General features: G+C 77.1%; 21 protein-coding genes. 9 read left to right on the top strand and 12 right to left on the bottom strand.

Going from position 1 to position 23,286, the window contains the following annotated elements; genetic code table 11:
* Window positions 1–11 precede the first annotated feature (11 nt).
* Window positions 12–527, top strand: a complete 516-nt coding sequence (locus WAB14_RS03065; RefSeq protein ID WP_340267250.1) for a hypothetical protein — start codon at window positions 12–14, stop codon at window positions 525–527.
* On the opposite strand, the gene WAB14_RS03060 is transcribed toward WAB14_RS03065, so the two are convergent.
* A complete protein-coding gene (locus WAB14_RS03060; RefSeq protein ID WP_377002426.1) occupies window positions 443–1,081 on the bottom strand; it encodes a TetR/AcrR family transcriptional regulator in 639 nt (212 codons plus the stop codon). The two genes, WAB14_RS03065 and WAB14_RS03060, sit on opposite strands and share 85 nt — an antisense overlap.
* A gap of 152 nt (window positions 1,082–1,233) precedes the next feature.
* On the opposite strand from WAB14_RS03060, the gene WAB14_RS03055 reads away from it, so the two are divergent.
* Window positions 1,234–1,962: a hypothetical protein gene (locus tag WAB14_RS03055; RefSeq protein WP_340267246.1), complete on the top strand. Its 729-nt coding sequence runs from the start codon at window positions 1,234–1,236 to the stop codon at window positions 1,960–1,962.
* A 49-nt stretch (window positions 1,963–2,011) separates the two neighbouring features.
* On the opposite strand, the gene WAB14_RS03050 is transcribed toward WAB14_RS03055, so the two are convergent.
* Window positions 2,012–3,007, bottom strand: coding sequence for a stage II sporulation protein M (locus tag WAB14_RS03050; RefSeq protein ID WP_340267245.1), 996 nt, complete (start codon window positions 3,005–3,007; stop codon window positions 2,012–2,014).
* A gap of 56 nt (window positions 3,008–3,063) precedes the next feature.
* On the opposite strand from WAB14_RS03050, the gene WAB14_RS03045 reads away from it, so the two are divergent.
* From WAB14_RS03045 to WAB14_RS03035, 3 genes are all read left to right on the top strand, one after another.
* A complete protein-coding gene (locus tag WAB14_RS03045) occupies window positions 3,064–3,861 on the top strand; it encodes an RDD family protein (RefSeq protein WP_340267244.1) in 798 nt (265 codons plus the stop codon).
* A 142-nt stretch (window positions 3,862–4,003) separates the two neighbouring features.
* Entirely contained in the window at window positions 4,004–4,750 is a 747-nt protein-coding gene (locus tag WAB14_RS03040; protein ID WP_340267242.1) for an HlyD family secretion protein, read from the top strand.
* A gap of 4 nt (window positions 4,751–4,754) precedes the next feature.
* Complete coding sequence (locus WAB14_RS03035) at window positions 4,755–5,507, top strand: hypothetical protein (protein ID WP_340267240.1); 753 nt, start codon at window positions 4,755–4,757, stop codon at window positions 5,505–5,507.
* A gap of 61 nt (window positions 5,508–5,568) precedes the next feature.
* Here the strand turns inward: WAB14_RS03035 and ahcY are convergent, their stop codons facing one another.
* From ahcY to WAB14_RS03010, 5 genes are all read right to left on the bottom strand, one after another.
* Window positions 5,569–7,086, bottom strand: coding sequence for an adenosylhomocysteinase (ahcY, locus tag WAB14_RS03030; RefSeq protein ID WP_340267238.1), 1,518 nt, complete (start codon window positions 7,084–7,086; stop codon window positions 5,569–5,571).
* A gap of 162 nt (window positions 7,087–7,248) precedes the next feature.
* Complete coding sequence (locus WAB14_RS03025) at window positions 7,249–8,397, bottom strand: SIS domain-containing protein (RefSeq protein WP_340267236.1); 1,149 nt, start codon at window positions 8,395–8,397, stop codon at window positions 7,249–7,251.
* Window positions 8,398–8,406: 9 nt separating this feature from the next.
* The gene (locus WAB14_RS03020) at window positions 8,407–10,137 is read right to left on the bottom strand and encodes a phosphomannomutase/phosphoglucomutase (protein ID WP_340267234.1); all 1,731 of its coding nucleotides are present in this window, start codon (window positions 10,135–10,137) and stop codon (window positions 8,407–8,409) included.
* Window positions 10,138–10,173: 36 nt separating this feature from the next.
* Window positions 10,174–10,485: a hypothetical protein gene (locus WAB14_RS03015; protein ID WP_340267232.1), complete on the bottom strand. Its 312-nt coding sequence runs from the start codon at window positions 10,483–10,485 to the stop codon at window positions 10,174–10,176.
* Between the two features lie 121 nt (window positions 10,486–10,606).
* A complete protein-coding gene (locus tag WAB14_RS03010; protein ID WP_340267230.1) occupies window positions 10,607–11,005 on the bottom strand; it encodes a DUF3499 domain-containing protein in 399 nt (132 codons plus the stop codon).
* Between the two features lie 48 nt (window positions 11,006–11,053).
* Between WAB14_RS03010 and WAB14_RS03005 the strand changes: the two genes are divergently transcribed.
* Window positions 11,054–11,521 carry a metallopeptidase family protein gene (locus tag WAB14_RS03005; RefSeq protein ID WP_340267228.1) on the top strand — a complete coding sequence of 156 codons (468 nt, stop codon included), beginning with the start codon at window positions 11,054–11,056 and terminating at the stop codon, window positions 11,519–11,521.
* A 15-nt stretch (window positions 11,522–11,536) separates the two neighbouring features.
* Here WAB14_RS03005 and WAB14_RS03000 read toward each other — a convergent pair whose 3' ends face one another.
* Window positions 11,537–16,522, bottom strand: a complete 4,986-nt coding sequence (locus tag WAB14_RS03000) for a DUF5719 family protein (RefSeq protein ID WP_340267226.1) — start codon at window positions 16,520–16,522, stop codon at window positions 11,537–11,539.
* Between the two features lie 27 nt (window positions 16,523–16,549).
* Entirely contained in the window at window positions 16,550–17,056 is a 507-nt protein-coding gene (locus WAB14_RS02995) for a WhiB family transcriptional regulator (protein ID WP_340267224.1), read from the bottom strand.
* 219 nt (window positions 17,057–17,275) lie between these two features.
* Between WAB14_RS02995 and cofD the strand changes: the two genes are divergently transcribed.
* Both cofD and WAB14_RS02985 read left to right on the top strand, forming a co-directional pair.
* Window positions 17,276–18,322, top strand: coding sequence for a 2-phospho-L-lactate transferase (gene cofD, locus WAB14_RS02990; protein ID WP_340267222.1), 1,047 nt, complete (start codon window positions 17,276–17,278; stop codon window positions 18,320–18,322).
* A complete protein-coding gene (locus tag WAB14_RS02985; RefSeq protein ID WP_340267220.1) occupies window positions 18,319–19,440 on the top strand; it encodes a coenzyme F420-0:L-glutamate ligase in 1,122 nt (373 codons plus the stop codon). Before cofD ends, WAB14_RS02985 begins: the two co-directional genes overlap by 4 nt.
* Here the strand turns inward: WAB14_RS02985 and WAB14_RS02980 are convergent.
* The 3 genes from WAB14_RS02980 to WAB14_RS02970 all read right to left on the bottom strand — a co-directional run bounded on the left by WAB14_RS02980 (window position 19,437) and on the right by WAB14_RS02970 (window position 22,485).
* Window positions 19,437–20,405 carry a DNA-3-methyladenine glycosylase family protein gene (locus tag WAB14_RS02980; protein ID WP_340267218.1) on the bottom strand — a complete coding sequence of 323 codons (969 nt, stop codon included), beginning with the start codon at window positions 20,403–20,405 and terminating at the stop codon, window positions 19,437–19,439. The genes WAB14_RS02985 and WAB14_RS02980 overlap by 4 nt on opposite strands.
* On the bottom strand, window positions 20,402–21,370 hold the full coding sequence (locus WAB14_RS02975) for a lysylphosphatidylglycerol synthase domain-containing protein (RefSeq protein WP_340267216.1): 969 nt from the start codon (window positions 21,368–21,370) through the stop codon (window positions 20,402–20,404). The genes WAB14_RS02980 and WAB14_RS02975 overlap by 4 nt, the downstream gene beginning before the upstream one ends.
* An 86-nt stretch (window positions 21,371–21,456) precedes the next feature.
* Entirely contained in the window at window positions 21,457–22,485 is a 1,029-nt protein-coding gene (locus WAB14_RS02970) for a glycosyltransferase family 2 protein (protein ID WP_340267214.1), read from the bottom strand.
* Window positions 22,486–22,575: 90 nt separating this feature from the next.
* On the opposite strand from WAB14_RS02970, the gene WAB14_RS02965 reads away from it, so the two are divergent.
* Window positions 22,576–23,271 (top strand): TIGR03089 family protein, encoded by a 696-nt coding sequence (locus WAB14_RS02965; RefSeq protein ID WP_340267212.1) that lies wholly within the window; start codon window positions 22,576–22,578, stop codon window positions 23,269–23,271.
* The last annotated feature ends 15 nt before the right edge of the window (window positions 23,272–23,286 follow it).

The following is a 23,286-nucleotide window of genomic DNA, read 5'->3' as shown; positions in this document are numbered from 1 at the left end:
ATGATCGGTGCGTGAGCGACATGCCGGGGACCGCCGCGCCCGCTCCGGCGCCGCGCGCTCCCGACGTCCTGTGGGTCCCGTTCGGCGTGCTCGTCCTGCTCGGCCTGGCAACGACGCTGCCCGCGCTCGCGTACGTGGCGGTCGTCGCGTCACAGGTCCTCGCAGGCGACACCCCGCCGCAGTGGCAGGTGTTCCCGTTCGGACTGGGTCTCCTGGCGCTCGGCGGCGGGGCGCTGCTGGGCGCGGTCGCCCTGTGGCGGCGTCGCGCGTGGGCGCGACCGGTCGCGCTCGTCGTCCTCCCTCTCCTCGTCGCGGTGGGCGCCGTGGACCGCCTCGTCGTGGACGACGAGTGGGGCCTGCGGCTCAACCCGGTCGTCGCGCTGTTCCTGCTGCTGCCGGTCGTCGCCTGGTCGGTCTTCATCCTGCCGTCGGTCCGTCGGTACTACGCGCTCGTCCGACCCCTCAGAGGCTCGAGGGCACCGAGGACGAGGTCGAGGCCGAAGAGGAACTCCTCGGCCGGGTCGTAGCCGGTGGCGACGAGCTCCGCCGCCGACTCGTGGAGGTAGGGGAACTCCTCAGGGGCGAGCCGGGGCAGGAGGACTTCCTCGGTCACGTCCGCGAAGTCCGCGCGGGTGTCGAACGGCAGGGTGGCCTCCTGCAGGGCCGACCCGTAGACGTACGCGTCGAGCAGCCAGTGGGCGTGCGTCGCCGTCACGACCGAGAACCCGGCCCTGCGCAGGCAGGCGGTGACCGCTTCGCGGTGGCGCAGGTGGGCGGGCCCCGGCGAGGTCCGTGACTCGACGACGCCGATGGCCCAGGGGTGGCGTGCGAACACCTCGCGTGCGGACGCCGAGCGCTGTCGCATCGCCGTCCGCCAGTCGGCGTCCTCCGGCGGGAGGTCGATCTCCTCGAACACGACGTCGACCATCGCGTCGAGCAGATGCTCCTTGCTCGCGACGTACCGGTAGAGCGACATCGCGCCGGCGCCGAGCACGGCCGCCAAGCGACGCATGCTGAGCCCGTCGACCCCCTCGTGGTCGGCGAGCCGGATCGCCTCCTCCACCACGCGCCGGGTGCTCAACCCGGACCCTGACGCCCCCTGGCGTCTCTCCCTCTCGGACACGGCTCCTCGCTCTCGTCGCACCGCTTGACGAGCGTACGCCGTACGCGTCACTGTACAGCGTACGCGTACGGCGTACGCACCGCCGTCCGACCCAGACGCGAGGAGAACCGATGGAGCTCGATCAACGCCCCGACAGTCCTGTCGCCCCGGCGCCGGGTCCGGCCGCCGCCCGGGTGACGACGACGCGTGTCGTCGGCGTGACGGCCGTGGTCCTCGCCCTGTCGATGGCGGGCCAGAACGCCCTGTTCGCCTGGGCGGGGGCGCCCGCCTACGGGGACCCGATCGAGGAGGTGCTCGCGTGGCACGCGCAGAACCGGGCCGTGGTGGCGGTCGCGGTCGGCCAGGAGGCGCTGCACCTGCCGCTGCTGCTCGGGTTCGTGACGGGTCTGCACGGGCTCGTCAGTCGTCGCGGGAGTGCAGGTGCGGACTGGTCGCGTCTCGCGGTCGCCGCGGGCGCTGCGCTCTCGGCGGCGTGGGCGCTCTACGCCGTGCTGTGGGTCGGCGCCGTCCTGGCCGCCGAGGCGACCGCCGCTCCCACCCCGGCCTTCGAGCTCGCCTGGCAGATGCACGCCGCAGCGTTCGCGCTGGCCCTGCCGGCGCTCGGCGCGACCCTCGTCGGGGCCGCGCTGGCGGCCCACGCGAGCGGGCTGACGCCGTCGTGGCAGCGTCTGCTCGGCGTGGCGGGTGGTGTGCTGCTCCTCGTCGCCGGGGCGGCGGGCCTCGCGATCGCGGACGGCTCCGCGCTCCTCCTCGTCGGGCTGCCCGGCCTCGCCGCGTGGCTCGTGTGGCTGCTCGTGACGGGACTGCGTCTGGTTCGGCGGAGCGGCCGGGAGTCGTGACGAGGCACGTCGTGTGCCCCCGCGCGTCGTCGGCGCCCCACCCGGCGCTTCAGCCCGCGACGAGGTCGAGGTCCCCGCGCGTCTCCCGGCGCACGTCCCCGGTCTCCCCCCGCCGGACCGCGCGCCCGCCGATCACGGCCGCGTACGCGATGAAGGCCGCCCACACCAGCGCACCGATCGCGATGCGCGCCCACGTGGGCAGCGGCGCCGGGGTCACGTACGCCTCCACCAGCCCGGAGACGAAGAGCACGGGCACGAGGCCCAGCGCGATCCCGATCATCGCGCGCCCCTCGGCGCCCAGCGCCTCCACCCGCGGCCGCGGGCCGGGGTCGACGAGCGCCCAGAACAGCCGCAGCCCGGCGGCGAGGGCGACGAAGACCGCCGTCAGCTCGAGGAGGCCGTGCGGGGTGATGAAGGAGAAGAACGTCCCGAGGTTGCCGCACGAGGCCATCACCCCGCCGGTCGCGCCGACGTTCACCGCGTTCGACAGGAAGACGTAGGCCGGGAACAGGCCGGTGATGCCGAAGGCGATGGACTGTGCGGCGATCCACGCGTTGTTCGTCCACACGAGCCCGGCGAAGGACGCCGCCGGGTTCTCCGAGTAGTAGGCGGCGAACTCGACGTCGCACAGCTGCCGGATCTGCGCGGGGGTGCCGAAGCCGGCCTGCGCCTCCGGCGTGGCCGCCACCCACCAACCTGAGGCGCCCGCGACGAGGAGGAACACGAGCGCGACGGCGACCGTCGCGGGCCCGGCGCGGTACAGCGCCGCCGGCAGCTCGACGGCGAAGAACCGCCCGACGCCGTGCCACACCGGCTCCCGCCTGCCGGAGACGGCCTGCCGGGCCCGGTTGACGAGCATCGACAGCCGCTGCACGAGCCCGGGGTCCGGCGCCGCGGAGCGTACGACGGACAGGTGCGTCGCGACCTGCTGGTACAACGACACCAGCTCGTCGGCCTCCGCAGCGCTGAGGCGCCGCCGCCGCGTCAGCTGCTCGAGGCGGGACCACTCGCGCGCGTGCGTCTGGACGAACGCGTCGAGGTCCACGCCCGTCAGGGTAGCCAGCACGCCCCGGCGTCCGGCCCGGCGGATAGCCTGACGGCGTGAGCACGCTCGTCACGGGGGACGCGGTCGTCGTCGAGCTGCCGCCAGCGGGGCTCGGCACCCGCGTCGTCGGGATCCTCATCGACGTCGTCGTCCTCGTGCTCGTCCTGATCGGCCTCGTGTTCGGACTCTCGCGCCTGCTCGACGGCCTCGACGAGGCCGCGTTCACCGCCGTCACGCTCACGCTCGTCGTGCTCGTGCTCGTCGTCGTGCCCGCGGTCGTCGAGACGACGACCCACGGGCGCTCCCTCGGCAAGCTCGCCCTCGGCCTGCGCGTGGTCCGCGACGACGGCGGACCGGTCACCGCCCGGCACGCCGCGACGCGCGCGCTCGTCGGGTTCGGGGAGATCTACCTCACCGCCGGCGCGCTCACCGTGTACTGCGTGCTCGCGACGAACCGCAGCAAGCGCATCGGCGACGTGCTCGCCGGCACGTACGTCGTGAGCGAGCGCGCCCCCACCTCGGCCGGCGAGATGGCGGTCATGCCGCCGCACCTCGCGGGGTGGGCGGAACGCGCCGACCTCGGGCAGGTGCCCGGGCAGCTGTCGCTCGCGGCGCGGTCGTACCTCGCGCGGGCGGCGTCGCTGTCGCCGCAGGCGCGTGCCCACCTCGGTCAGCGGCTCAGCGACGACCTGCTGGCGCTCGTCTCCCCTCCCCCGCCGCCCGGCACGTCGCAGCCCGACCTCATCGCGGCGGTCCTCGCCGAGCGCCGCCGCCGTGACCTGCTGCGACTCGACCGGGAGGCCGCCCAGCTGCGGCGGCTGCGGGAGATGACGGAGCACGCCCGGGAGGGCTGACACCCGGCCGCCGGGGGCCGTGTCCGTCCCGAGTCCAACCCGTTGTCGAGTCGTTACGGCAACTCCTGACACGGCGGCGCCGGCAGGCTCGATGCTTTGCTCGACGCCGCACGGAGCGGCGCACCGTCACCTGGGGGTTCTCGTGTCCGTCCGTCCGCGCGCCGTCGCGCTGCTCACCGCATCCGTCGCGCTCGTCGTCCCGTCCCTCGTCGTCGGCGCCGAGGCGCGCACCCTTCCCGCCGGCTCGTCCGCGACCGCAGCGTGCGACGCTGCGGTCGCCGAGGCAGAGGCCTTCCGCACAAGCGGGGTGATCGCCGAGATCCGGTCGAACCGGGTCGAGTCCATCGCGCGGTACGAGGCGCAGGCGGAACAGCTGACCTCGGAGCTCGCGGAGGCGGAGGCGGACCTCGATGAGGCCACAGCCACACGCGACTTGGCGCAGACCGCGCTCGCCGACGCCGAGTCCGCCTTGGCCGAGGCGCAGTCGAGCGGTACGCCGGAGGACATCGCTGCGGCGCAGGAGCAGCTCGACACCACGACGTCGCTCCTGGCCGACGCCGAGCGCGCCGTCTCCGACGCGGACGCGGACGTCCTCGCGCGCACCCAGGGGCTCGATGCCGTCACGGGGATCATCCTCGTGGAGCTGAGGGACGGACTGCTGCTGAGCACGGAGCTCCTCGACGGCGGACCCGTCACCCCGGCGACCTACGACGTCGCCGAGCTGGAGGACCTCATCGGCAGGGTGGACTACGTCGTGTCCGAGGACTACGCCTTGCTGTTGGAGGACGTTCTCGTGGAGTGCTTCGGGGAGGCGTACGACGGCGTCCCCGGCACACCCGTCGCTCGCCCGGCGGCACCCGTCGCCCGTCCGGCCGACTTCACCGGCTGACGTCGTGTCCGTCCGTCCGCGCGCCATCGCGCTGCTGACCGCATCCGTCGCGCTCGTCGTCCCGTCCCTCGTCGTCGGCGCGGAGGCGCGCACCCTCCCCGCCGCCTCGTCTGCGACAGCGGCGTGCGAGGCCGCCGTCGCCGCGGCGGAGGCCTACCGAATCGGCGGACCGCTCGAGGAGGACGCTGCGGAGGCCGCCGACCTCATCGCCGGGTGGGAGGCCGATGTCGACGAGCTGACCGCGCAGCTGCCCGCGGCCGAGACTGCCCTCGACCAGGCCACCGCGGCGCAGCAGACCGCCGAGGCGGACCTTGCCGCCGCCGAGGCGGCCCTGGCCGAGGCGCAGAGCACCGGCACCGCCGAGGAGATCGCCGCAGCACAGGAGCAGGTCGACACCGCGACCAGGGTCGTCTCCGACGCCGTCAGCGCCGCCGAGGCGGCGCAGGCGGACGTCGACGAGATCGTGGACGGCCTCGACTACCTCACGACGATCGTGCTTCCGGAGGAGCGCGCGGCCCAGGAGCTGCGCCTCGAGATCGTCGACGGCGGACCGGTCACGCCCGCGACCTACGACGAGGCCGAGCTCGAGGAGCTGGTCCTCTCGTTGCAGTTCCTCGCGTCCGAGGACTACGCGTCGCTCCTGCTCGACGTCCTGGGCGCCTGCTACGACGGCACGGAGCCGTCGGACGACGACACCGTCGCCCCGGTGGCCCGACCCGCGACGCCCGTCGCGCGGCCCGCCGACTTCACCGGCTGAACGACGGAGGCCCCGGGAGCAACACGCTCCCGGGGCCTCCGACGTCATGCCGGTCTGCGTGTCAGTACCGGTACATGTCCGTCTTGTACGGGCCCGCGACGTCGACGCCGAGGTACTCCGCCTGCGCCTTCGTCAGCTCGGTGAGCCGGACACCGAGGGCGTCGAGGTGGAGCCGGGCGACCTTCTCGTCGAGCAGCTTCGGGAGCACGTGGACCCCGAGTGGGTACTCGTCCGCCTTGGTGAAGAGCTCGATCTGGGCCATCACCTGGTTGGTGAAGCTGTTGCTCATGACGAAGCTCGGGTGCCCGGTGGCGTTGCCGAGGTTGAGCAGGCGGCCCTCCGACAGGACGATGACCGAGCGGTCCGGCGCGCCGTCGGTCCCGCTGAACGTCCACTCGTGGACCTGCGGCTTGATCTCGGTGCGGGTGACCCCGGGCGTGCGGGCCAGACCGGCCATGTCGATCTCGTTGTCGAAGTGGCCGATGTTGCCGAGGATCGCCTTGTCCTTCATCCGCCCGATCTGCTCGGCGGTGACGACGTCCTTGTTGCCGGTGGCCGTGATGACGATGTCCGCGGTCTCGAGGACGTCGTCGAGGCGGGCGACCTGGTAGCCGTCCATCGCCGCCTGCAGGGCGTTGATGGGGTCGATCTCGGTGACGATCACCCGGGCGCCCTGGCCGCGCAGCGACTCCGCGGAGCCCTTGCCGACGTCGCCGTAGCCGCAGACCACGACGACCTTGCCGCCGATGAGGACGTCGGTGGCCCGGTTGATGCCGTCGATGATCGAGTGGCGGGTGCCGTAGGTGTTGTCGAACTTCGACTTCGTCACGGAGTCGTTGACGTTGATCGCCGGGAACAGCAGCGTGCCGTCGCGCATGCGGTCGTACAGGCGCAGGACCCCGGTCGTCGTCTCCTCCGTCACGCCCTTGACCTCGGCGGCGAGCGCGGTGAAGCGGCCGGCGTCCTCGGCGAGGCTGCGGCGCAGCGTGTCGAGGACGACCCGGTACTCCTCGTTGTCGTCGTCGGTGGTGGCGGGCACCGCGCCGGCCTTCTCGAACTCGACGCCCTTGTGGACGAGGAGGGTGGCGTCACCGCCGTCGTCGAGGATCATGTTGGGCCCGACGGCACCCGGCCACGCGAGGACGCGGTCGGTGCACCACCAGTACTCCTCGAGCGTCTCGCCCTTCCACGCGTAGACGGGCACGCCCGCGGGCTGCTCGACGGTGCCCTCGGGGCCCACGACGACGGCCGCGGCGGCCTCGTCCTGCGTGGAGAAGATGTTGCACGAGGCCCAGCGGACGTCGGCGCCGAGCGCGACGAGGGTCTCGATGAGGACGGCGGTCTGGACCGTCATGTGGAGGGAGCCGGCGACGCGGGCAGCCGCGAGCGGCTTCGAGTCGCCGTACTCGGCGCGCAGGGCCATGAGGCCCGGCATCTCGTGCTCGGCGAGGCGGATCTGGTGCCGGCCGGCGGTCGCGAGCGACAGGTCGGCGACAGCGTGGTCGAGGGTGCGGCCGTCCGCGGTGGTGACGGACGCGGCGAGGGCCGCGGCGCGACCCGGAGGGGTGGTGGAGGACATGGGTGTTCCTTCCCGCGGCACGCGGCCGCGACTCGGGTGGTGGTGCGCTCCTTCTCCGCCCCGGCGTGGCCCCTCTGGGCCCTCGGCATCACCGACGCCGTGCGCTGCAGGCAGCCCTGCAGTGGTCCTCAGGGTAACGCGCGAGCCTGCGTCGACCTTCCGTCAGCCGCGTTCGGCCCAGACCTCGCGGAGGTCGGCGAGGTGCGGGGAGCGGGACGGGTCGAGCCCACTGCCGAGGGCGAGGTACGTGGCGGCGAAGTCCGTGCGGGCGACGAGCTGCGCGAGCTTCTCCACCGGGCGGCCCGGGTCGGCCGCGAGCTCGCTCACCCGCACGCCCGCGTGCTGGGCGACCTCGAGGACGGGCCCGGCCCGGTCGGCGGGCGCCCGGTGCTCCCCGGCCTGGTCGGCGAGCAGGAGCAGACGCAGCGTCGGGCGGGCGGGGCCGTCGACGAAGGGGTCGGCGAACACGTCGTCGTCGGCGGGCCGGAACGCGCCGTCGAAGAGCGCGACGACGTCACCGGCGTCGTCCGGGAGCGTGCCGCGGACGGCGGGGACGCGGGCGGTGACGTGGAGCATCGACACCGCGCGGGCCGCCGCTCCCTGGGCGGCGTCCCCGTCGGACAGGACGACCGGGACGCTGCCGTCCAGCTCGGCCGCGAGCAGCTTCGCCGGGTTGACGAACGACTCCGAGGACGGCCTGCACGCCTCCGCCTCGTCGTCGAGGCGGTCCGCGGCGCCGGCGAGCTCGGCGTGGTCGACCTCGAGGACGTCGGCCGCGTCGCACGCCAGGAGCACCGGGGCGAGCAGGGACCACAGGCCGGTCCGGGACCCGGGCGGCGGCGCCCCGGGCACCCCGGTGCGGGGCACGGTGAGCAGCGTCCCGCGGGCACGTCGGGTGACGTCGGCGAGCGGCGAGCCGTCCCGGCACACCGACACGAGCCGTGCGCCGCGGCGAGCCGCCTCCCCTGCGATCCGCAGCGGCTCGGGCGCCCGCCCCGACATCGACACCGCGATCACGAGGTCGAGGGAGCCGACCCAGCCGGGGAGCGGCCCGCCGCGCCGCCGCTGCACCGGGACGCTCGAGTGCTCGCCGGCGAGCGCGGCGACGACCTCCCCCACGACGGCGCTGCCGCCGAGCCCGGCCACGAGGACGGTGCGGGGCCGACCGTCGTCGGCGACCCGGTCGAGGGCGTGCTCCTCCGCGAGCGCGGCCCGCACCTGGGCGCCGGCGGTCGCGAGGACCCGGAGGGCGCCGTCGCGGTCGGCAGCCTGCAGGGCGTCGGGGTCGTCGAGGAGGGTCTCGTCGAGCACGGCGCGACCTCAGCCGGCGGAGGGCAGGACGCCCTCGTCGACGAGGAGGACGGGGACCCCCCGGTCGAAGGGGTACGAGCGCCCGCACGCCGCGGGGCGGTCGAGCGCCTCGGCGCCGTCGCCGGGGTCGGGTGCGTCCTGCGTGCACCGCAGCCGCGGCTGCCCGTCGTCGCCGGTCCCGTCGGCGAGCGTGCTGCGGCAGGCGGGGCAGCGCAGCACCTCCCGCAGCCACGGCTCGACGAGCGGGCGGTCGCCGGCCCCCTCCGGCGCGGCGGACGTGCTGGCGCTCACGGGCTCCTCCTCGGGGTCGACCTGCGGGTCCGTGCGGACGACGGCGAGCACATCGTCGCGCACGCGGGTCATCGTCGCCTCGTCCCCCGCCTCGACGTTGAGGCGCAGCAGCGGCTCGGTGTTGCTGGGGCGCAGGTTGAACCACCACGACCCGTCGCCGGCCGACACGGTGGTGCCGTCGAGGCGGTCGACGTCGACGGGCTCCCCCCAGGCCTCGGCCGCCGCGACGGCACGCGCGGTCGCGGCGGCGGCGTCCCCGACCGTGGAGTTCACCTCCCCGCTCCGTGCGTACGGGGCGTAGTCCGCGACGAGCGACGACAGGGTCGTGCCCGCGGGGCTCCGGCCGAGGGCCGCGAGGACGTGGAGGGCCGCGAGCATGCCGGAGTCCGCGCCGTAGAAGTCGCGGAAGTAGTAGTGGGCGGAGTGCTCGCCGCCGAAGACCGCGCCGGTGCGGGCCATCTCCGCCTTGATGTAGGAGTGCCCGACGCGGGTGCGGACCGAGCGCCCGCCCGCGGCGCTCACGACCTCGGGCACGACCCGGGACGTGATGAGGTTGTGGAGCACCACCGGCTCGGCCTCGCCCGAGGCCCGGGCGCGCGCGACCTCGGTCCGGGCGACGAGCGCGGTGACCGCGCTCGCGTCGACGACGCGGCCGGTCTCGTCGACGAGGACGCACCGGTCGGCGTCGCCGTCGAACGCGAGCCCGGCGTCGGCGCCCTCGGCGACCACGGCCGCCTGCAGGTCGGTGAGCGTCGACACGTCGAGCGGGTTCGCCTCGTGGTTCGGGAAGCTGCCGTCGAGCTCCCAGTACAGCGGCACGAGGTCGACGGGCAGCGCCGGCAGCCCGGCGACCGTGCCGAGCACGGCGGGCACGGTGAGCCCCGCCATGCCGTTGCCGGCGTCGACGACGACCCGCAACGGGCGACCGGCGGACAGGTCGACGAGCCCGCGCAGGTGGGCGGCGTACTCGGCGAGGCTGTCGCGGCGCACGACCTCCCCCTGGGCGGCCGCGGGTCCGGGCGCAGCGCCGGCCAGGGTGGCGAGCGCGGCGTCGCGGACCTCCGCGAGCCCGTCGTCGAGGCTCACGGCCCGTGCGCCGGGGCGGCACAGCTTGAGCCCGTTGTAGCGGGCCGGGTTGTGGCTCGCGGTCACCATCGCCCCGCCGGCGTCCCGCAGGCCGGAGGCGAGGTACAGCTGGTCGGTCGCGGTGAGCCCGAGCAGCTCGACGTGCGCGCCCGCGCGAGCGGCCCCGCGGGCGAACGCCTCGGCGAGGTCCGGGGACGAGGGCCGCATGTCGTGGCCGACGACCACGCGGGTGGGGGCGGGACCGGCGACGCCGGTCCGGACGAACGCCTCGCCGAGGGCGTCGAAGGCGGCTTCGTCGAGGTCCTCCCCCACGACACCGCGGACGTCGTAGGCCTTGACGGCGCGCTCGAGCGGGTGCGTCACGGCGCCCAGGCTAGGCCCGGGCGGCGAGCGGGAGCGTCAGCGGCGAGCCGAGCGCGCGAGCACGTCGGTGACGGACAGCGGGCTGCCCTGCTCCTCCCACGCCTTGTGCTCGCAGTGGTGGCACGACACGAAGTCGACGGCCGAGCCGTCGCCGAGGTGCATGACGAGGCGGGTCAGCCGCATCCCGCCGCACGCCGCGCAGCTTCCCTCGGGCCGGTGCTCCCGCTGGGTCAGCGAGCCGAGGGGCAGGTCGGTGTCGTGGTGGCCGCGACGCTGCCGCGGGACCGGCCGGGCGCCGGTGACGCGGGGACCGTGGGTGGTGGCGGTGCGGCGGGCGGAAGCGGCCACGGGAGGCTCCTCGGGAGGGGGTCGGACGACTAGCACACCTCTCGGCCCCGGCCCGCAGAACCTTGAGCGCCCCGGCGTGTCGCGGCATCCGGGACAGCTCGGGCGAACCGGGACGACCCGGTCAGTCGGGGCGCGGGGCCGTGTCGAGCACCCGCAGGTGCCCCCGCCGTCCCCGCGCACCCGCTGCGGGCTCCGGGCCCGGCCCGGCACCGGCGGCAGCCCTCGCCGCTCCCGCGTCCGGTCGGGGGCGGGCCGCCTCGCGGACGGCGTCGACGAGGGCGAGGAGGTCGTCGCGGCTCGGCCCGACGGGTCCGTGGTCCTCGACGGCGAGACGGACGACCTCCCACCCGCGGGGCGCCGTCAGGCGCTCGGCGTGCGCGGCGCACAGGTCGTACGAGTGCGGCTCGGCGAACGTCGCGAGCGGGCCCAGGACGGCCGTGGAGTCGGAGTACACGTACGTGAGGGTCGCGACCGCGTCCGCGGCGCACCCCGAGCGCGAGCAGCGGCGTCCGGACCTCACCCGGTCACGGTAGCGGGGACCGGCGACGCTGCTGGCTACCGTGGGGTCGTGTCGTCGTCCGCCGACCCCGCGGGGTCGTCCCACCACCGCGAGGGCCGTGCGCGCCGCCTCCGCCGTACCCGTCGCGACCGGCGGGGCCGGGGCCCCCGAGGTCCTGTGCTGCCGCCTGGTCTGCCGGCTGCGCGGACCCGCGCCCAGCGGTTCGACGCCCTGGTCGTCGCCGCCGTGCGCCGGCTCGAGGCGCGCTGGGCCACGGAGCTCGCGGACGTCGACGTCGCCGTGGAGGAGGTGCCGCCGAGCGACCCCGCCGCGTGGGAGGGCGGAGCGGTCCCGCTCGCCCGCGTGTTCCCCGCCGACGGCGGGCACCGGGCACGGCTCGTCGTCTACCGGCGCCCGGTCGAGCAGCGCGCGGACGACGACCTGCCCGAGCTGGTGCGCCGGGTCGTCGTCGAGCAGGTCGCCGAGCTCCTGGCCCGCGCGCCGGAGGACGTCGACCCCGACTACGACCCGGACTGACCCCGGGTCGGGACCTCACGGGAGGAGACCGGGCACCGCCTCCCTGACCAGCCGCACGACGACGGGAGCGGGCGGGGCGCCGGGCACGGTCGTCGCGGCCACGAGGGCGCCGTCCGGGTCGTCGACCGTGCTGCGGAGCCCGACGTGCAGGGGGACGTCGCCCGTCGGAAGCACCCGCAGGACCGCCGCGCGTTCCTGCGCGGGGGCGGCCCCGTCGGCCGCCGCGTCGTCGGCGGAGGCGAGGAGGTCGGCGACCGGGACGGACACGGGCCGACCCGTGGCCGCGTCGAACACCGTCTCGGCGAGCACCCGTCCGCTGCCGTCGAGCAGCTCGACCCGGCCCGCGACGGGCTCGCCCGGGGCCGCGGCGACGTCGACGACGCTCAGGCCGAGCGCGCCCGCGTCCCGCAGGCCGGCGACGCCGAGGCTGGTGCCCGCGGGTCCGACCGGGGTGGTGGCCTGGACGAGCGCCCGGTCCGACGGCACGCCGGTGAGGCCCTCGAGCGGCTCGCCGTCGCGTCGCTGCTGCCACGTCGCGGCCGCGACGACCGGCACGTCGGCGCGCACACCCACGGTGTAGCGACCGGGCTCGAGTCCCGCGAGGTCGACCACGGCGACCCCGCCGCCGGGGGCGACGGTCACCGCGGCCTCGCCGATGTCGACCGGCCCGTCGTCGCCGGTGACGACGACCTGCGTGACCGCGGCCTCGTCCCCGGCGGGGGCCAGGAGCACCCGGCTCACCGCGTCCGGGCCGGCCGGGACGACGACCGCGGGCAGCACGGCGGTGCGGTCGGGAGCGGTCTGGGCGGCCGCCCGCGCCCGCCCGAGCGGGACGAGCCCCGCGAGCCCGGTGTCGCTGCCGGTCACCGCGACGGTGCCGTCGCGGGCGGTGACCCGGACGAGGACCACCGGCAGGTCGGGCGCGACGGCGTCGACGCGCAGCGAGGTGGTCTCCCCCGGCGGGACGAGCACACCGGTCGCCGCGGGGGTGTCGACCGGACCGTCGACGGAGCCGACGGCGAGGTCGACGACCGCGGCGGTCTCGCCCGTGCCGGTCACCCGCACCTCCGGGCGCTCCCCCACGCCCGTGCTGCCGAGCAGGAGCCACGACGTCGTCGCGGACAGCGGGCACGCGGTGACGGAGAGGCCCCGGTCGTCGCCGTCGCGGACGACGCTCGCCTCGAGCCCGCGGGCGGCGTCGACCGGGAAGGCGGGTGGCGGGGTCGTGCCGTCAGGGCACGCCTGCTCGGCGCCGGCGCGGGCGAGCCCGAGCAGCGGGGCGGTGGAGGCGGGGTCGGGTGCGGCCACCCGCAGGTCCTGGAGCGCGGTCACCACCGGTGCGAGCGGGGCGACGGCGCGCTCGAGGAGCCGGTCGGCCCCCGCAGCCCCGGTGCCGGCGTCGGTGGCCGCCGCGGCGGCCGCGGTGCGCACCCGGACCTGGCCCGCGAGGACCCCGGTGGTGGCGACGGCGAGCGCGGTCACGACCACCAGGGCCGCTCCACCCGCGGCGAGCCTCCCGCTCCGCACCAGTACCCGACGACGCAGGCCGAGGGTCGTGCGGGTCGTGCGGCGACCCCGCCACGGCCACGGCACGGCGGCCCGCCCGGGCCAGACCAGGGCGAGCAGGGCGACCGCGGCCGCGGCGAGGGCGAGGAGCTCGGCGTCGGGCCGGACCGTCGGCGGCCGCAGCCGGAGGACACCGCCGGTGGCGGGGAGCTCGAACGCCTGCGCCCAGCCGTCGGCGCGGGTGGGGGTGAGGACCGCCCCGTCGAGGGTCGCCGCCCAGCCCGGGTGCGCGTTGTCCGCGAGGACGAGGAGCCGACCCTCCTCACCAGCGGGCAGGTCGGCGCGCAGACCGTCGAGCGGCAGGGCGGCGGCGCTGCCCCCGGCCGCCGGGACGACACGCGCACGGGCGGGCTCGGTGCCGCCGGCGTCGCGGACCGCGGCACCGTCGACGCGCCACGTGGTCCGCCCGGGCTCCACGGCGGTGCGGACGAGGCCGCCGCGTTGCGCCACGGCGGTGTCGAGGGCCGGCGGGCCGCTGACGACGACCCAGCCGACGCCGGCGGCGGCGAGCTCGGCGGCCACGGCCCCGGCCCCGTCCGCGCCGGCGGACCCGGCCTCCTGCTCCCCGAGGAGCGTGGCGACCGTGCGGTCGAGCTCGGCGTCGCCCGCACGCTGCGGGCTCTCGAGGAGCAGCGAGGGCACCGAGGCCTGGCCCGGGCCCGCGGGTCCGCGCGTCACCGACCACCGGACCTCCGGCGGGAGCCCGGTCGCGTCCTGCGCGTCTCCGGCCGCCGTGTCCGGGTTCCCACCGCCGTCGTCGCCTGTCGCCTCGACGACGAGCGTGCGCGTCGAGAGCTCGGAGGCGGACGCGACGAGGGCGGCGGCGGGGAGCGGCGACGGCAGCGGCGGCAGGGCGCCGGCAGCGGCGGTCACGCCCGCGGCGACGAGCGCGCCGACGGGGACGAGCGGGAGGAGGAGGCGCCGGGTGCGCCACGCGCTGCGGCGGGCGAGGGCGTCGAGCCGGGCCGGTCGTCGGTCCGGGTCGTCGAGGTCGCGCACGAGCAGCGCGACGACGAGGAGCCCGGCCAGTGCCGCCGCCGACGTGGGCACCGACGGGACGGCACCGGCGCGCCACACCGCGAGCGCACCGGTCAGCAGGGCGGCGGCGCCCACGAGCAGCGCCGCCCAGGCGGCGGGGACCCGGCCCCGCGCCACCCCGAGGAGCGCGAGGACCGCGGCCGCGAGGACCGCGGCGCCCAGCACGACGAGGGCGACGACGGCGGCCGCGTCCGGCAGCGGGACCTCGGCGACCTGCACCTCACCGGCGAGGGCCGCCTCGACGAGACGGCGTCCGGCCGGCGCGACGTCGGTGAGGGTGGGAAGGGGGAGGAGCGAGGGGTCGGCCGCCCGGGGGTCGACGAGGAGCAGGCGCGGCGCCGCGGGCAGGAGGACGGCCCACGGCGCGAGGACCGCGGCCGGCCACAGCGACACGACGGGCGGCAGGGCGGCCCGCCAGCCCGCCCGCCGCCGCCAGCCGCCGAGGCCTCCGACGACGGCCGCGCCGAGCACCAGCGCCGGCCAGGCGGCCGGTTCGAGCGCGACGACGACGGTCGCGAGCAGGGCGGCCGCCCCGGCGGAGCGGACGGGCCGCGTGCCGAGGCAGCCGACGAGCGCGAGGGCGAGGAACGGCAGGAGGGCGTGGCCGACGAGCGTGCCCGCGTCGACGGTCCCGAGCAGGCCCGTCACCGGCAGGAGCGCCCACGTGAGGGCGAGCGCGCCGGCGGGCCACGGGCGGCGCACGACGAGGTGCGCGGCGAGGTAGGCGCCGCACAGCGCGACGAGGGGCGCGGCGACCGCCACCCAGGCGCGTGCGGAGCCGACGGACGACGCGTCCCAGCCGTCGCCCTGCAGCAGGGAGACGACGCTCGTGAGCGCCGCCCACACGGTGGTGGCAGGGTCAGCGGGGGCGGCGGTCCCGGCGCCGACCTCGCGCCAGTCGCTGAGCGCACGGCCCCACAGCTCGCCGGCGGTCGCACCGCCGGCACCGATCTGCGGGCCCGCGCCCGCCCCGGCCGGGTCGTCCGGCAGGGGACGCAGGAGCGAGCGGACGGCGGGCAGGGCCGCGACGAGGGCGACGAGCGGGACGAGGTAGGTGAGCGGGTGACGGACGACACCCTTGAGCGGGCCGCCGGCCCCGAGGTCGAGGTGGATGTACTCGTCGGCGACCGGGCCCGTCTCGAGCGCCCCGAGGGGTGGCTCGTCGTCGGGCTCCGGCTGCCGCCGCGCCAGCGCCCGGCGGACGCGCCACGCGTCGACCTCGTCGCGGAGGACCTGCAGGCGGGTGGGGCGCAGCGGTCGCAGGGCGGAGGCAGGGACGGCGCGGGTGCGGCGGGAGCGCCACCGGGAGCGGACGACGCGGTGCAGGTGCGCGAGGAGGTGGAGCAGGGCGGCGAGCTCCGCCCACGCCGCCCCCGGGTCCCGCCGCAGCAGCCAGAACACCGCGCGGGCGGGGGCGGCCACGACGACCCACAGGAGGAGGAGGGGCACGAGCAGCAGCGGCGCCTGGACGGCGCGGGTGTGGAGCCAGTGCGCCCGACGGGCGGCGGCGAGCCCGCCCCGGGGTCCGCCGGCGCGCGGCGCGGGCGCACCGACGCCGCGTCCGAGGCGTCCGCGCAGCGCAGTGGCCTCGCGGGCGCCCGTCTCGAGGGCGGCGGCGTGCCGCACGACCGCGGAGGGCACGACGGAGACCCGGTGCCCGGCCCGCCGGACCCGCACGCACAGGTCGACGTCGTCACCGACGAGGGGCAGGCCGGGGTCGAGTCCGCCGAGGTCGGCGAGCACGTCGGCGCGGACGAGCATGCCCGCGGTCGACACGACGAGGACGTCGCCGCGGCCGTCGAGCTGACCCTGGTCGAGGTCGCCGGGCGCGACGTCCGTGAGGCGGCGCCCGCCCGGGGTGACGGTGGCGCCGGCCTCGACGAGGCGGTGCGCGTCGTCCCAGCCCCGCTGCTTGCAGCCGGCGACGGCGATGGTGGGCCCGGCGGTGACGGCGCTCAGCAGCTGCTCGAGGGCGTCGGGCTCCGGGGCGCAGTCGTCGTGGAGAAGCCACACCCACGCCGGGCCGCCGGCGACGCCGTGCCCCGGACGGCCTCCGGGCAGGTCGGCGGCCGCGGCGAGACCGCGCGCGACCGAGTCGCCGAGAGCCGCCTCACGCGGCGCCTGGACGACGGCGTCGACGACCGGGCTGCCGGGGACGACCGGGGAGTCGAGCAGCGCGGTGTCGAGGAGGGCGGCGCTGCGGTCGCGGCTGCCCGCGTCGACGGCGACGACGACGTCCGGGCGACGGGTCGAGCCGGCCAGGGCGGCGAGGGCGCGCGGCAGCCACGGGGCGCCGTCGTGGACGACGAGGACGGCGGTGACGTGCGGTGCGGGTGCTCCCGGGTGCGCGCCGGCGGGCCCGCCGGCGTCGTCGACACCGACCCCGAGCAGGCTCACTCCCCCGCCCGGGTCACGAGGCGGCGGTCAGACGACACGCTTCTTGAGCCTCCGGCGCTCCCGCTCCGACAGCCCGCCCCAGATCCCGAACCGCTCGTCGTTGCCGAGGGCGAAGTCGAGGCACTCGGCCCGGACGTCGCACGAGGAGCACACCTTCTTCGCCTCCCGGGTGGAGCCGCCCTTCTCCGGGAAGAACGCCTCGGGGTCGGTCTCCGCGCACAGCGCGCGGTCCTTCCAGTCCGGCGCGGGAGAGCGCCCGCCCGGCAGGAGCGGCAGGACGACCGCCCCGCCCTCGACGACGGTGCCCGGGGGGAGGTCGATGCCCGCGAGGTCGTCGAGCCCGCCGAGCCCGTCGAGCCCGTCGTCGTCGAGCGCGTCGAGCTCGTCCTCGTCCTCGTCGAGCGGGGCGAGCTCGGGCGGCGTCGCCCGCGCCTCGGCGCCCCGCAGGGCGCTCGTCAGCTCGTCGACCTCCCGGCGGTGGTCCTCGCGCCCGAGGGGTGCGACCACCTCTCCCACGATCATCGGCAGTGCCATGACGTCCTCCTCGCCCCGGTGCTCGTCCGGCCCCCGCGCTACCCGGCTCCCACCGGCCCTGCTGCCCGTGGGAGCTCTACCGGACAGAACGACGACGTGGGAATTACACGCGTGTCATCCGGACGGTGTCAAGCGGGTTCGTGCTATCCGTGATCGCGAGATCACGAGCAGTGGCCGGTTCGGTGCGGTGTGCGACGACTCGTCCGGCAGGATTGCGCCGTGCCCCCTGCCGCGCCCGACGAGCCTGACACGTCCCGCGCACCGCTCCGTGTCGCGGCCGTCTCCGGGGGCGTCGGCGGCGCCCGGTTCCTGCGCGGCCTGCGGGACCACCTCGACGCCGCGGGACTCGCCGCCGAGGTGACGGTCGTCGCGAACACCGGCGACGACATCACGCTGCACGGTCTGCGGGTGTGCCCCGACCTCGACACGCTCATGTACACCCTCGGCGGCGGCGTCGACGAGACGCAGGGCTGGGGACGGGCGGGCGACACCCACGAGGTCGCGGCGGAGCTGGCGGCCTACGGCGCAGGCCCCGCGTGGTTCACCCTCGGGGACCGGGACCTCGCCACCCACCTCGTCCGCACCCGCATGCTGGGGGCCGGCTACCCCCTGTCGGAGGTCACGCGCGCCCTGTGCGAGCGGTGGCAGCCGGGCGTGCGGCTGCTGCCGATGAGCGACCAGCCCGTCGAGACGCACGTCGTCGTCGCGGACCCGGAGCGTCGCGCGGTCCACCTCCAGGAGTGGTGGGTCCGGCTGCGGGCGGAGGTGCCGGCGCTCGGCTTCCCGCTCCTTGGTCTCGACGCCGCGGCGCCGGGCCCCGGTGTCCTCGACGCGCTGCGGGGCGCCGACGTCGTCCTCCTCCCCCCCAGCAACCCCGTCGTGTCCCTCGGGCCCGTCCTCGCGCTCCCCGGCGTCCGGGACGCCCTGCGCGGGACCGCCGCACCGGTCGTCGGGGTGTCCCCGCTCGTCGGCGGCCGGGCCGTGCGCGGGATGGCGGAGGCGTGCCTGGCCGCCCTGGACGTGCCGGCGACCGCCGCGGGTGTCGCGACGCTCCTGGCGGACGTCCTCGACGCGTGGCTCGTCGACGACACCGACCTCGCCGACACGCGGGCGGCGCTCGGCGAGGACGCCGGTCGCGCCTCAGCCGGACCGTCGGCCCCGCCGTCGCTGCACGGCACCGACCTCCTCATGCGCGACCGCACCGGCGCGGCGCGGCTGGCGGGGACCGCCCTGCAGGTCGCCCTCGACCGCCGGGCCGCGGCGTGAGCACCGCCCCGCGGCCGCTGGGTGTCGTGCCCCTCACCGGCATCGGCGCGGTCCTCACCGGCGACGACCTCGCCGCCCTCCTCGTCTCCGCCGCCGAGCGGGCGGGCCACCGCCTGGTCGACGACGACGTCCTCGTCGTGTCGAGCAAGGTCGTGGCGAAGGCGCTCGGCCTGTGGCGCGACGACCGGGAGACCGCGGTGCTCGAGGAGAGCGCAGGCGTCGTGGCGGAGCGGACGACGCCGAACGGCACGACCCGCATCGTCCGCGCCGCGGCGGGCCCGGTGATGGCCGCCGCCGGCGTCGACGCGTCGAACGCCGGGCCGGAGGGGGGCGGCCGCGTCCTCGTCCTGCCGCGGGACCCCGATGCGGCGGCCGCACGCCTGCGCCGGGAGGTCGCGGCGCGGTGCGGCACGCGTCCGGCGGTCGTGCTGTCCGACACCTCGGGCAGGCCGTGGCGCGTGGGGCAGACCGACTTCGCCCTCGGGGCGGCGGGCCTGCAGCCGGTCGACGACCTCCGGGGCGGCACCGACGCCGACGGTGGCGCCCTGTCGGTGACGGTGCGGGCGGTCGCGGACGAGGTGGCCGCGGCCGCCGAGCTCGTCAAGGGCAAGGCCGACGGCGTCCCCGCGGTCGTGGTCCACGGGCTGGGCCACCACGTGACGGCGGACGACGGGCCGGGTGCCGCCGGGCTCGTGCGCTTCGGGCCGGGCGACTGGTTCGCGACCGGGACCGTCGAGTCGGTGCGCGCGGCGCTCGGCTGCCCGCCGGGCACCGCGGGGGTGCCGCTCGCCCCGGCCGCGCCGGACCCCTCCGACGTCGTGGGCGTCCTCGCGCGCGCCGCCGCCGTGGCGAGGACGGGGGCACGGGCGGACGGGCTGCTCGGCGCCGTCGCCCTCGCCGCGGGCCCGGGCCCCGAGGAGGTCACCGTCACCGCCGCTGGGACCGCCGGCGGGACCTCCGTCGAGGACGTCGTCCGCGCCGCCCGGGTCGCGGAGCGGGTCGTCGTCGCCGCCCGCGCGGAGGGGCTCCGCTGCGGGGTCGAGGCGGACGGCGCACTTCTGCGCGTCCGTCCGGTCCCGGCGGGGGCGACGCCGCCGTCCCAGGAGCTCCCGGCCTAGGAGCGCCCGCCCGTCGCCGCAGGGGTGTGGGTCGGCAGCGTCATGCGCGGCGCCCGGCGCGGTCGACGGGCGCCGGCGACCTCGAGGAGGCGCTGGACGCGGTAGCGGTGCCCGGTGTAGCAGGCGATGACCTCTGCGCACCCGTCGTCGTCGAGCACCTCGCCGGTGAGCGCCCACGAGACGTCCTTCGCGACGTGGTAGTCGTCGAAGCTGAAGGCGTCCGGGTCGCCGTGGGCGCGCTGGCGCACCTCCGCCGACGTCCACCGCCCGACGCCCGGCAGGCTCCGCAGCGCGCGGTCCGCTGCTGCGTGGTCGAGGCCGAGCGTCGCCTCGAGCCGACCGGCGACCCCCGCCGCGCGGAGCACGACGGCACTGCGGCGGCGCTCGACACCCGCCCGCAGCCACTCCCACGACGGCACGCGGGCCCAGTCCCGCGGCGCGGGGGGCACGAGCATCCCGGCGGCCGGTCCGCCCGGCGCCGCGGGAGCACCGGGGGCGGGCTCGCCGTAGCGGCGCAGGAGCAGGCGCATGGAGCGGCGGGACTCCTTGCCCGTGACGACCTGCTCGAGCCCGGCCCACGCGAGCGCCTCGAGGACCGCGCGCGTGCGGGGCGTGCGCAGGCCCGGGCGGCGACGCCACGCGTCGACGAGGAGGGGGTGCTCCGGACGGGGCCGGAAGTCGTCGTACCCCGGGTCGGCGTCCCCCAGGAGCTCGGGGACGCCGTCGAGCACCCACGAGGCACCGGGGCCCCACGCCTCGGCGTGGACGAGACCGAGCGGCGCGACGACGCGGACGTGGAGGAGCGCCGGCCCGTCGGGCGTCCGGGTCGCCCGCCACAGGGCGGCCTCACCCGCGCGACGGTGGCTCGGGTCGCCGCCACCGCGGGCGAGGGTGCCCGTGGTGGCGGGGAGGTCGACGGGCCGGCCGGGGCGCCACTCCCGCGTGCGCGAGCACGCCGCGCTCACGCGCCCCCGCCCTCCTGCGGGGCCGCGGCTCGCCGCACCCGGCCGCGCGCCCGGCGCCGGTCGCCGACGAGCGCGAGCCCGGCGAGGGACAGGTCGGCCGTGGTCATGAGGACGCGGGACACGACGGCGACGAGCAGCGCCCGCCCCGGCGACATCACCCCCGACAGCATGAGCACGAGGGCGGCCTCGCGGGCCCCGGCCCCCGCGGGGCTCACGACGGTGGCGAAGCCGACGCACCACGCGAGGGCGAAGGCGGTGACCCCGAGCACGACGAGGCGCACCGACAGCGGCTGGTCGCCGACGCGCGCGACGAGCACGACCGTCTGGGCGCCGATGCTGCACCACGACGCGAACGCCAGCGCCGTCGTCCGCCACGCCCCTGCGTGGCTGATGCTGTGCTCCAGCGGGGGCCGCCGGGCGATCGCGAGCACCCGCGCGAGCACCCGGTTGAGCACCGGTGGCCACAGCAGCACGAGCAGCGGGACGACGAGCAGCGCCACCCAGGTGTAGCCGCCGGGCAGCAGGTCGGGGACGAGCGCGAAGCCCGCGACGCCGAGCAGCAGCGCGGTGGCGAACACGACGACGACGTGGACGACGGTCGCGGACGCCGAGCGCCGTCGGGACACCCCGTGGTCGGCCGCGAGCTCGACCTGCGCGACGACGTGCCACAGCGAGCCGGGCAGGTACTTGCCGAGCTGGCCGACGAGGAACACGTGGCTCGTGGCGCCCCACGACAGCCGGCTGCCGAGGTCGGCGAGGACGGAACGCCAGGCGGCCGCGGACAGGAGGATGTTGCCGACGGTGAAGACCGCGGCCAGGACGAGGCTCGGCGGACCGAGCCGCCGCACGCCGGCGGCGAACTCCTCCCAGTCCAGCGCGAGCGCGACCGCGGCGAGCACGACCGTGACGCCGAGGAAGACGCCGCGGAAGGCCCGCGAGCGCACGAGGTCCGCCAGCCGCGCCATCCCGCCCCCCGGTCCTCGGCCCGCCACAGCACCTCCGTGTCGCGCGCGGGACCCCGTGGGGGCCCCGGTGTCGGTCCCCCTCGTGGTCAGGGGCTGTCCCGCGACCGGACGATGAGGTCGGCCAGCAGGGCCATCATGCCGATGAGGAGCCCGCTCAGCAGGATGAGGACGGTGTTGTCGGCGAGGCTGAACAGCGCCTGGAACTGGTCGTAGACGAGCTTCGCGGTGCCGAGGCCGAGCAGGACGAGCGCGACGGGCAGGAGCACGCGCAGCGGGTCGAAGTACATGACCATGCGGAGCACCTGGAGCAGGTAGCGGTAGGCGTCGCGGAAGAACTTGAACTTCGACACCCCGGAGCGCTTCTTGTACTCGATCGGGACGTAGCGGATGTCGTGCTGGTTCGACAGGAACGAGATCGTCAGCGTCGTCACGCACGAGAAGCCCGGCGGCAGCAGGCGCAGGTAGGGCAGGGCGACGTCGCGGCGGAAGGCCCGCAGCCCCGAGTTGAGGTCGGGTATGCGCTGCTTGGTCAGCACCTCGGCGAACTTGCGGATGAGCCACTTCGCCGGCACCCGCGCCCAGCGGTGCGTGCCCTCCTCGGTGAGGCGCGCGCCGACCACCTGGTCGATGGACGGGTCGTCGAGGACCTCCCGGACGAGCTCGGGGATCCGCTCGTTGGGGTACGTCATGTCGGCGTCGGTCCACACGACGATCTCGCCGCGGGCCTCCCGGGTGCCGATGCGGCGGGCGGTGCCGGCGCCGCCGTTGCGGCGGAACGGCAGCAGCCGCATGCGGGGGTACTGCGCCTGCGCGGCCCGGAGGACCGCCAGCGTGTCGTCGGTCGAGGCGTCGTCGATGACGAGCAGCTCGTACGACATGCCGTCGGCGTCCAGGGCCGCGCTGATGCGCTCGATCTCCTCCAGCACGTGGTCCTGCTCGTTGTAGCAGGGCAGGACGACGGTCGCGGTGACGCGCGTGGCGCGCTCGTCGTCGAAGGCCTGCTCGACGGCGCGCTCCACGGCGCGCTCGACGGCCCGGTCGGGGCCGTGTGGCGCGGTGGCGGCCGGGCCGGAGGCGGTGAGGGGGCTGCGCTCCCCCGTGCTGGTCTCGTCCATGTGGCGCCCAGCGTATCCGCGCGACCTGGGCGTCCCCGCCACGCCGAGGTGCCGGAGGCGGGCCCGCCGGCAGGTGGCAGGCTCGGGGGCGTGACCTCGCACGCCCCCGAACCGGCGCCCGTCGACGTCCCCCGCCTGCTGCACGCGCTCACCGTCGAGCCGCAGCCGCGGCTCACGTGGGTGTCGCGGTCCGGCGAGCGGGTGGAGCTGTCGGGCCGCGTGCTCGTCAACTGGGTGGCCAAGTCCGCTCACCTGCTCGCGGTCGACTGCGACCTCGGCGCGGGGGGCTCGCTCGTCACGGCCCTCGGCGCCTCGTGGCGCGCACCCGTGCTGTGGCTCGCGGCGTGGCACCTGGGCGCTGCGGCCGGGACCGCCGGCCCCGCGCCCGACACCGCCGCCGACCCGGCCGGGGACGCGGTCGGCGCGGACGTCCTCGTGGTCGCGGAGGGCGCGGACGTGCCCGGCGGGAGCGCGGGGGCCGACGTCCTCGTGGTGCCGACGTCGGCGCTGGCCGCGCGCGCGGACGACGCCCGCGTCGCGACCCTCGGCTGGGTGGACTACGCCGCCGAGGTGAGGCTGCACCCCGACGAGCTGCCACCCGGGGCGGCGGGCGCGGCGCCGGCACCGTCGCTCGCGGGCGGGCGGCGGGCGCTGCTGGGCCCCGACGCCGGCCCGCTCGACCTGCTCGCCGTCTGGGCGGACGGCGGGTCCGTGGTGTGGCACGACGGGCTCGACCCCGCCGCGCTCGAGCGGCTCGCCCGGCAGGAGCTCGCCGAGCGGGCCTGAACCCCCGGCCGGGCC

Source organism: Aquipuribacter nitratireducens (genome assembly GCF_037860835.1).
In the GTDB taxonomy this organism is placed as follows: domain Bacteria; phylum Actinomycetota; class Actinomycetes; order Actinomycetales; family JBBAYJ01; genus Aquipuribacter; species Aquipuribacter nitratireducens.
This window is presented reverse-complemented; position numbering and strand designations above follow the sequence as displayed.

Coding starts and splice junctions, on each gene's coding strand:
- WAB14_RS02995 (WP_340267224.1), bottom strand. CDS start 17,056: ATGGCACTGCCGATGATCGTGGGAGAGGTGGTCGCACCCCTCGGGCGC.
- ahcY (WP_340267238.1), bottom strand. CDS start 7,086: ATGTCCTCCACCACCCCTCCGGGTCGCGCCGCGGCCCTCGCCGCGTCC.
- WAB14_RS03055 (WP_340267246.1), top strand. CDS start 1,234: ATGGAGCTCGATCAACGCCCCGACAGTCCTGTCGCCCCGGCGCCGGGT.
- WAB14_RS02970 (WP_340267214.1), bottom strand. CDS start 22,485: ATGGACGAGACCAGCACGGGGGAGCGCAGCCCCCTCACCGCCTCCGGC.
- WAB14_RS02975 (WP_340267216.1), bottom strand. CDS start 21,370: ATGGCGCGGCTGGCGGACCTCGTGCGCTCGCGGGCCTTCCGCGGCGTC.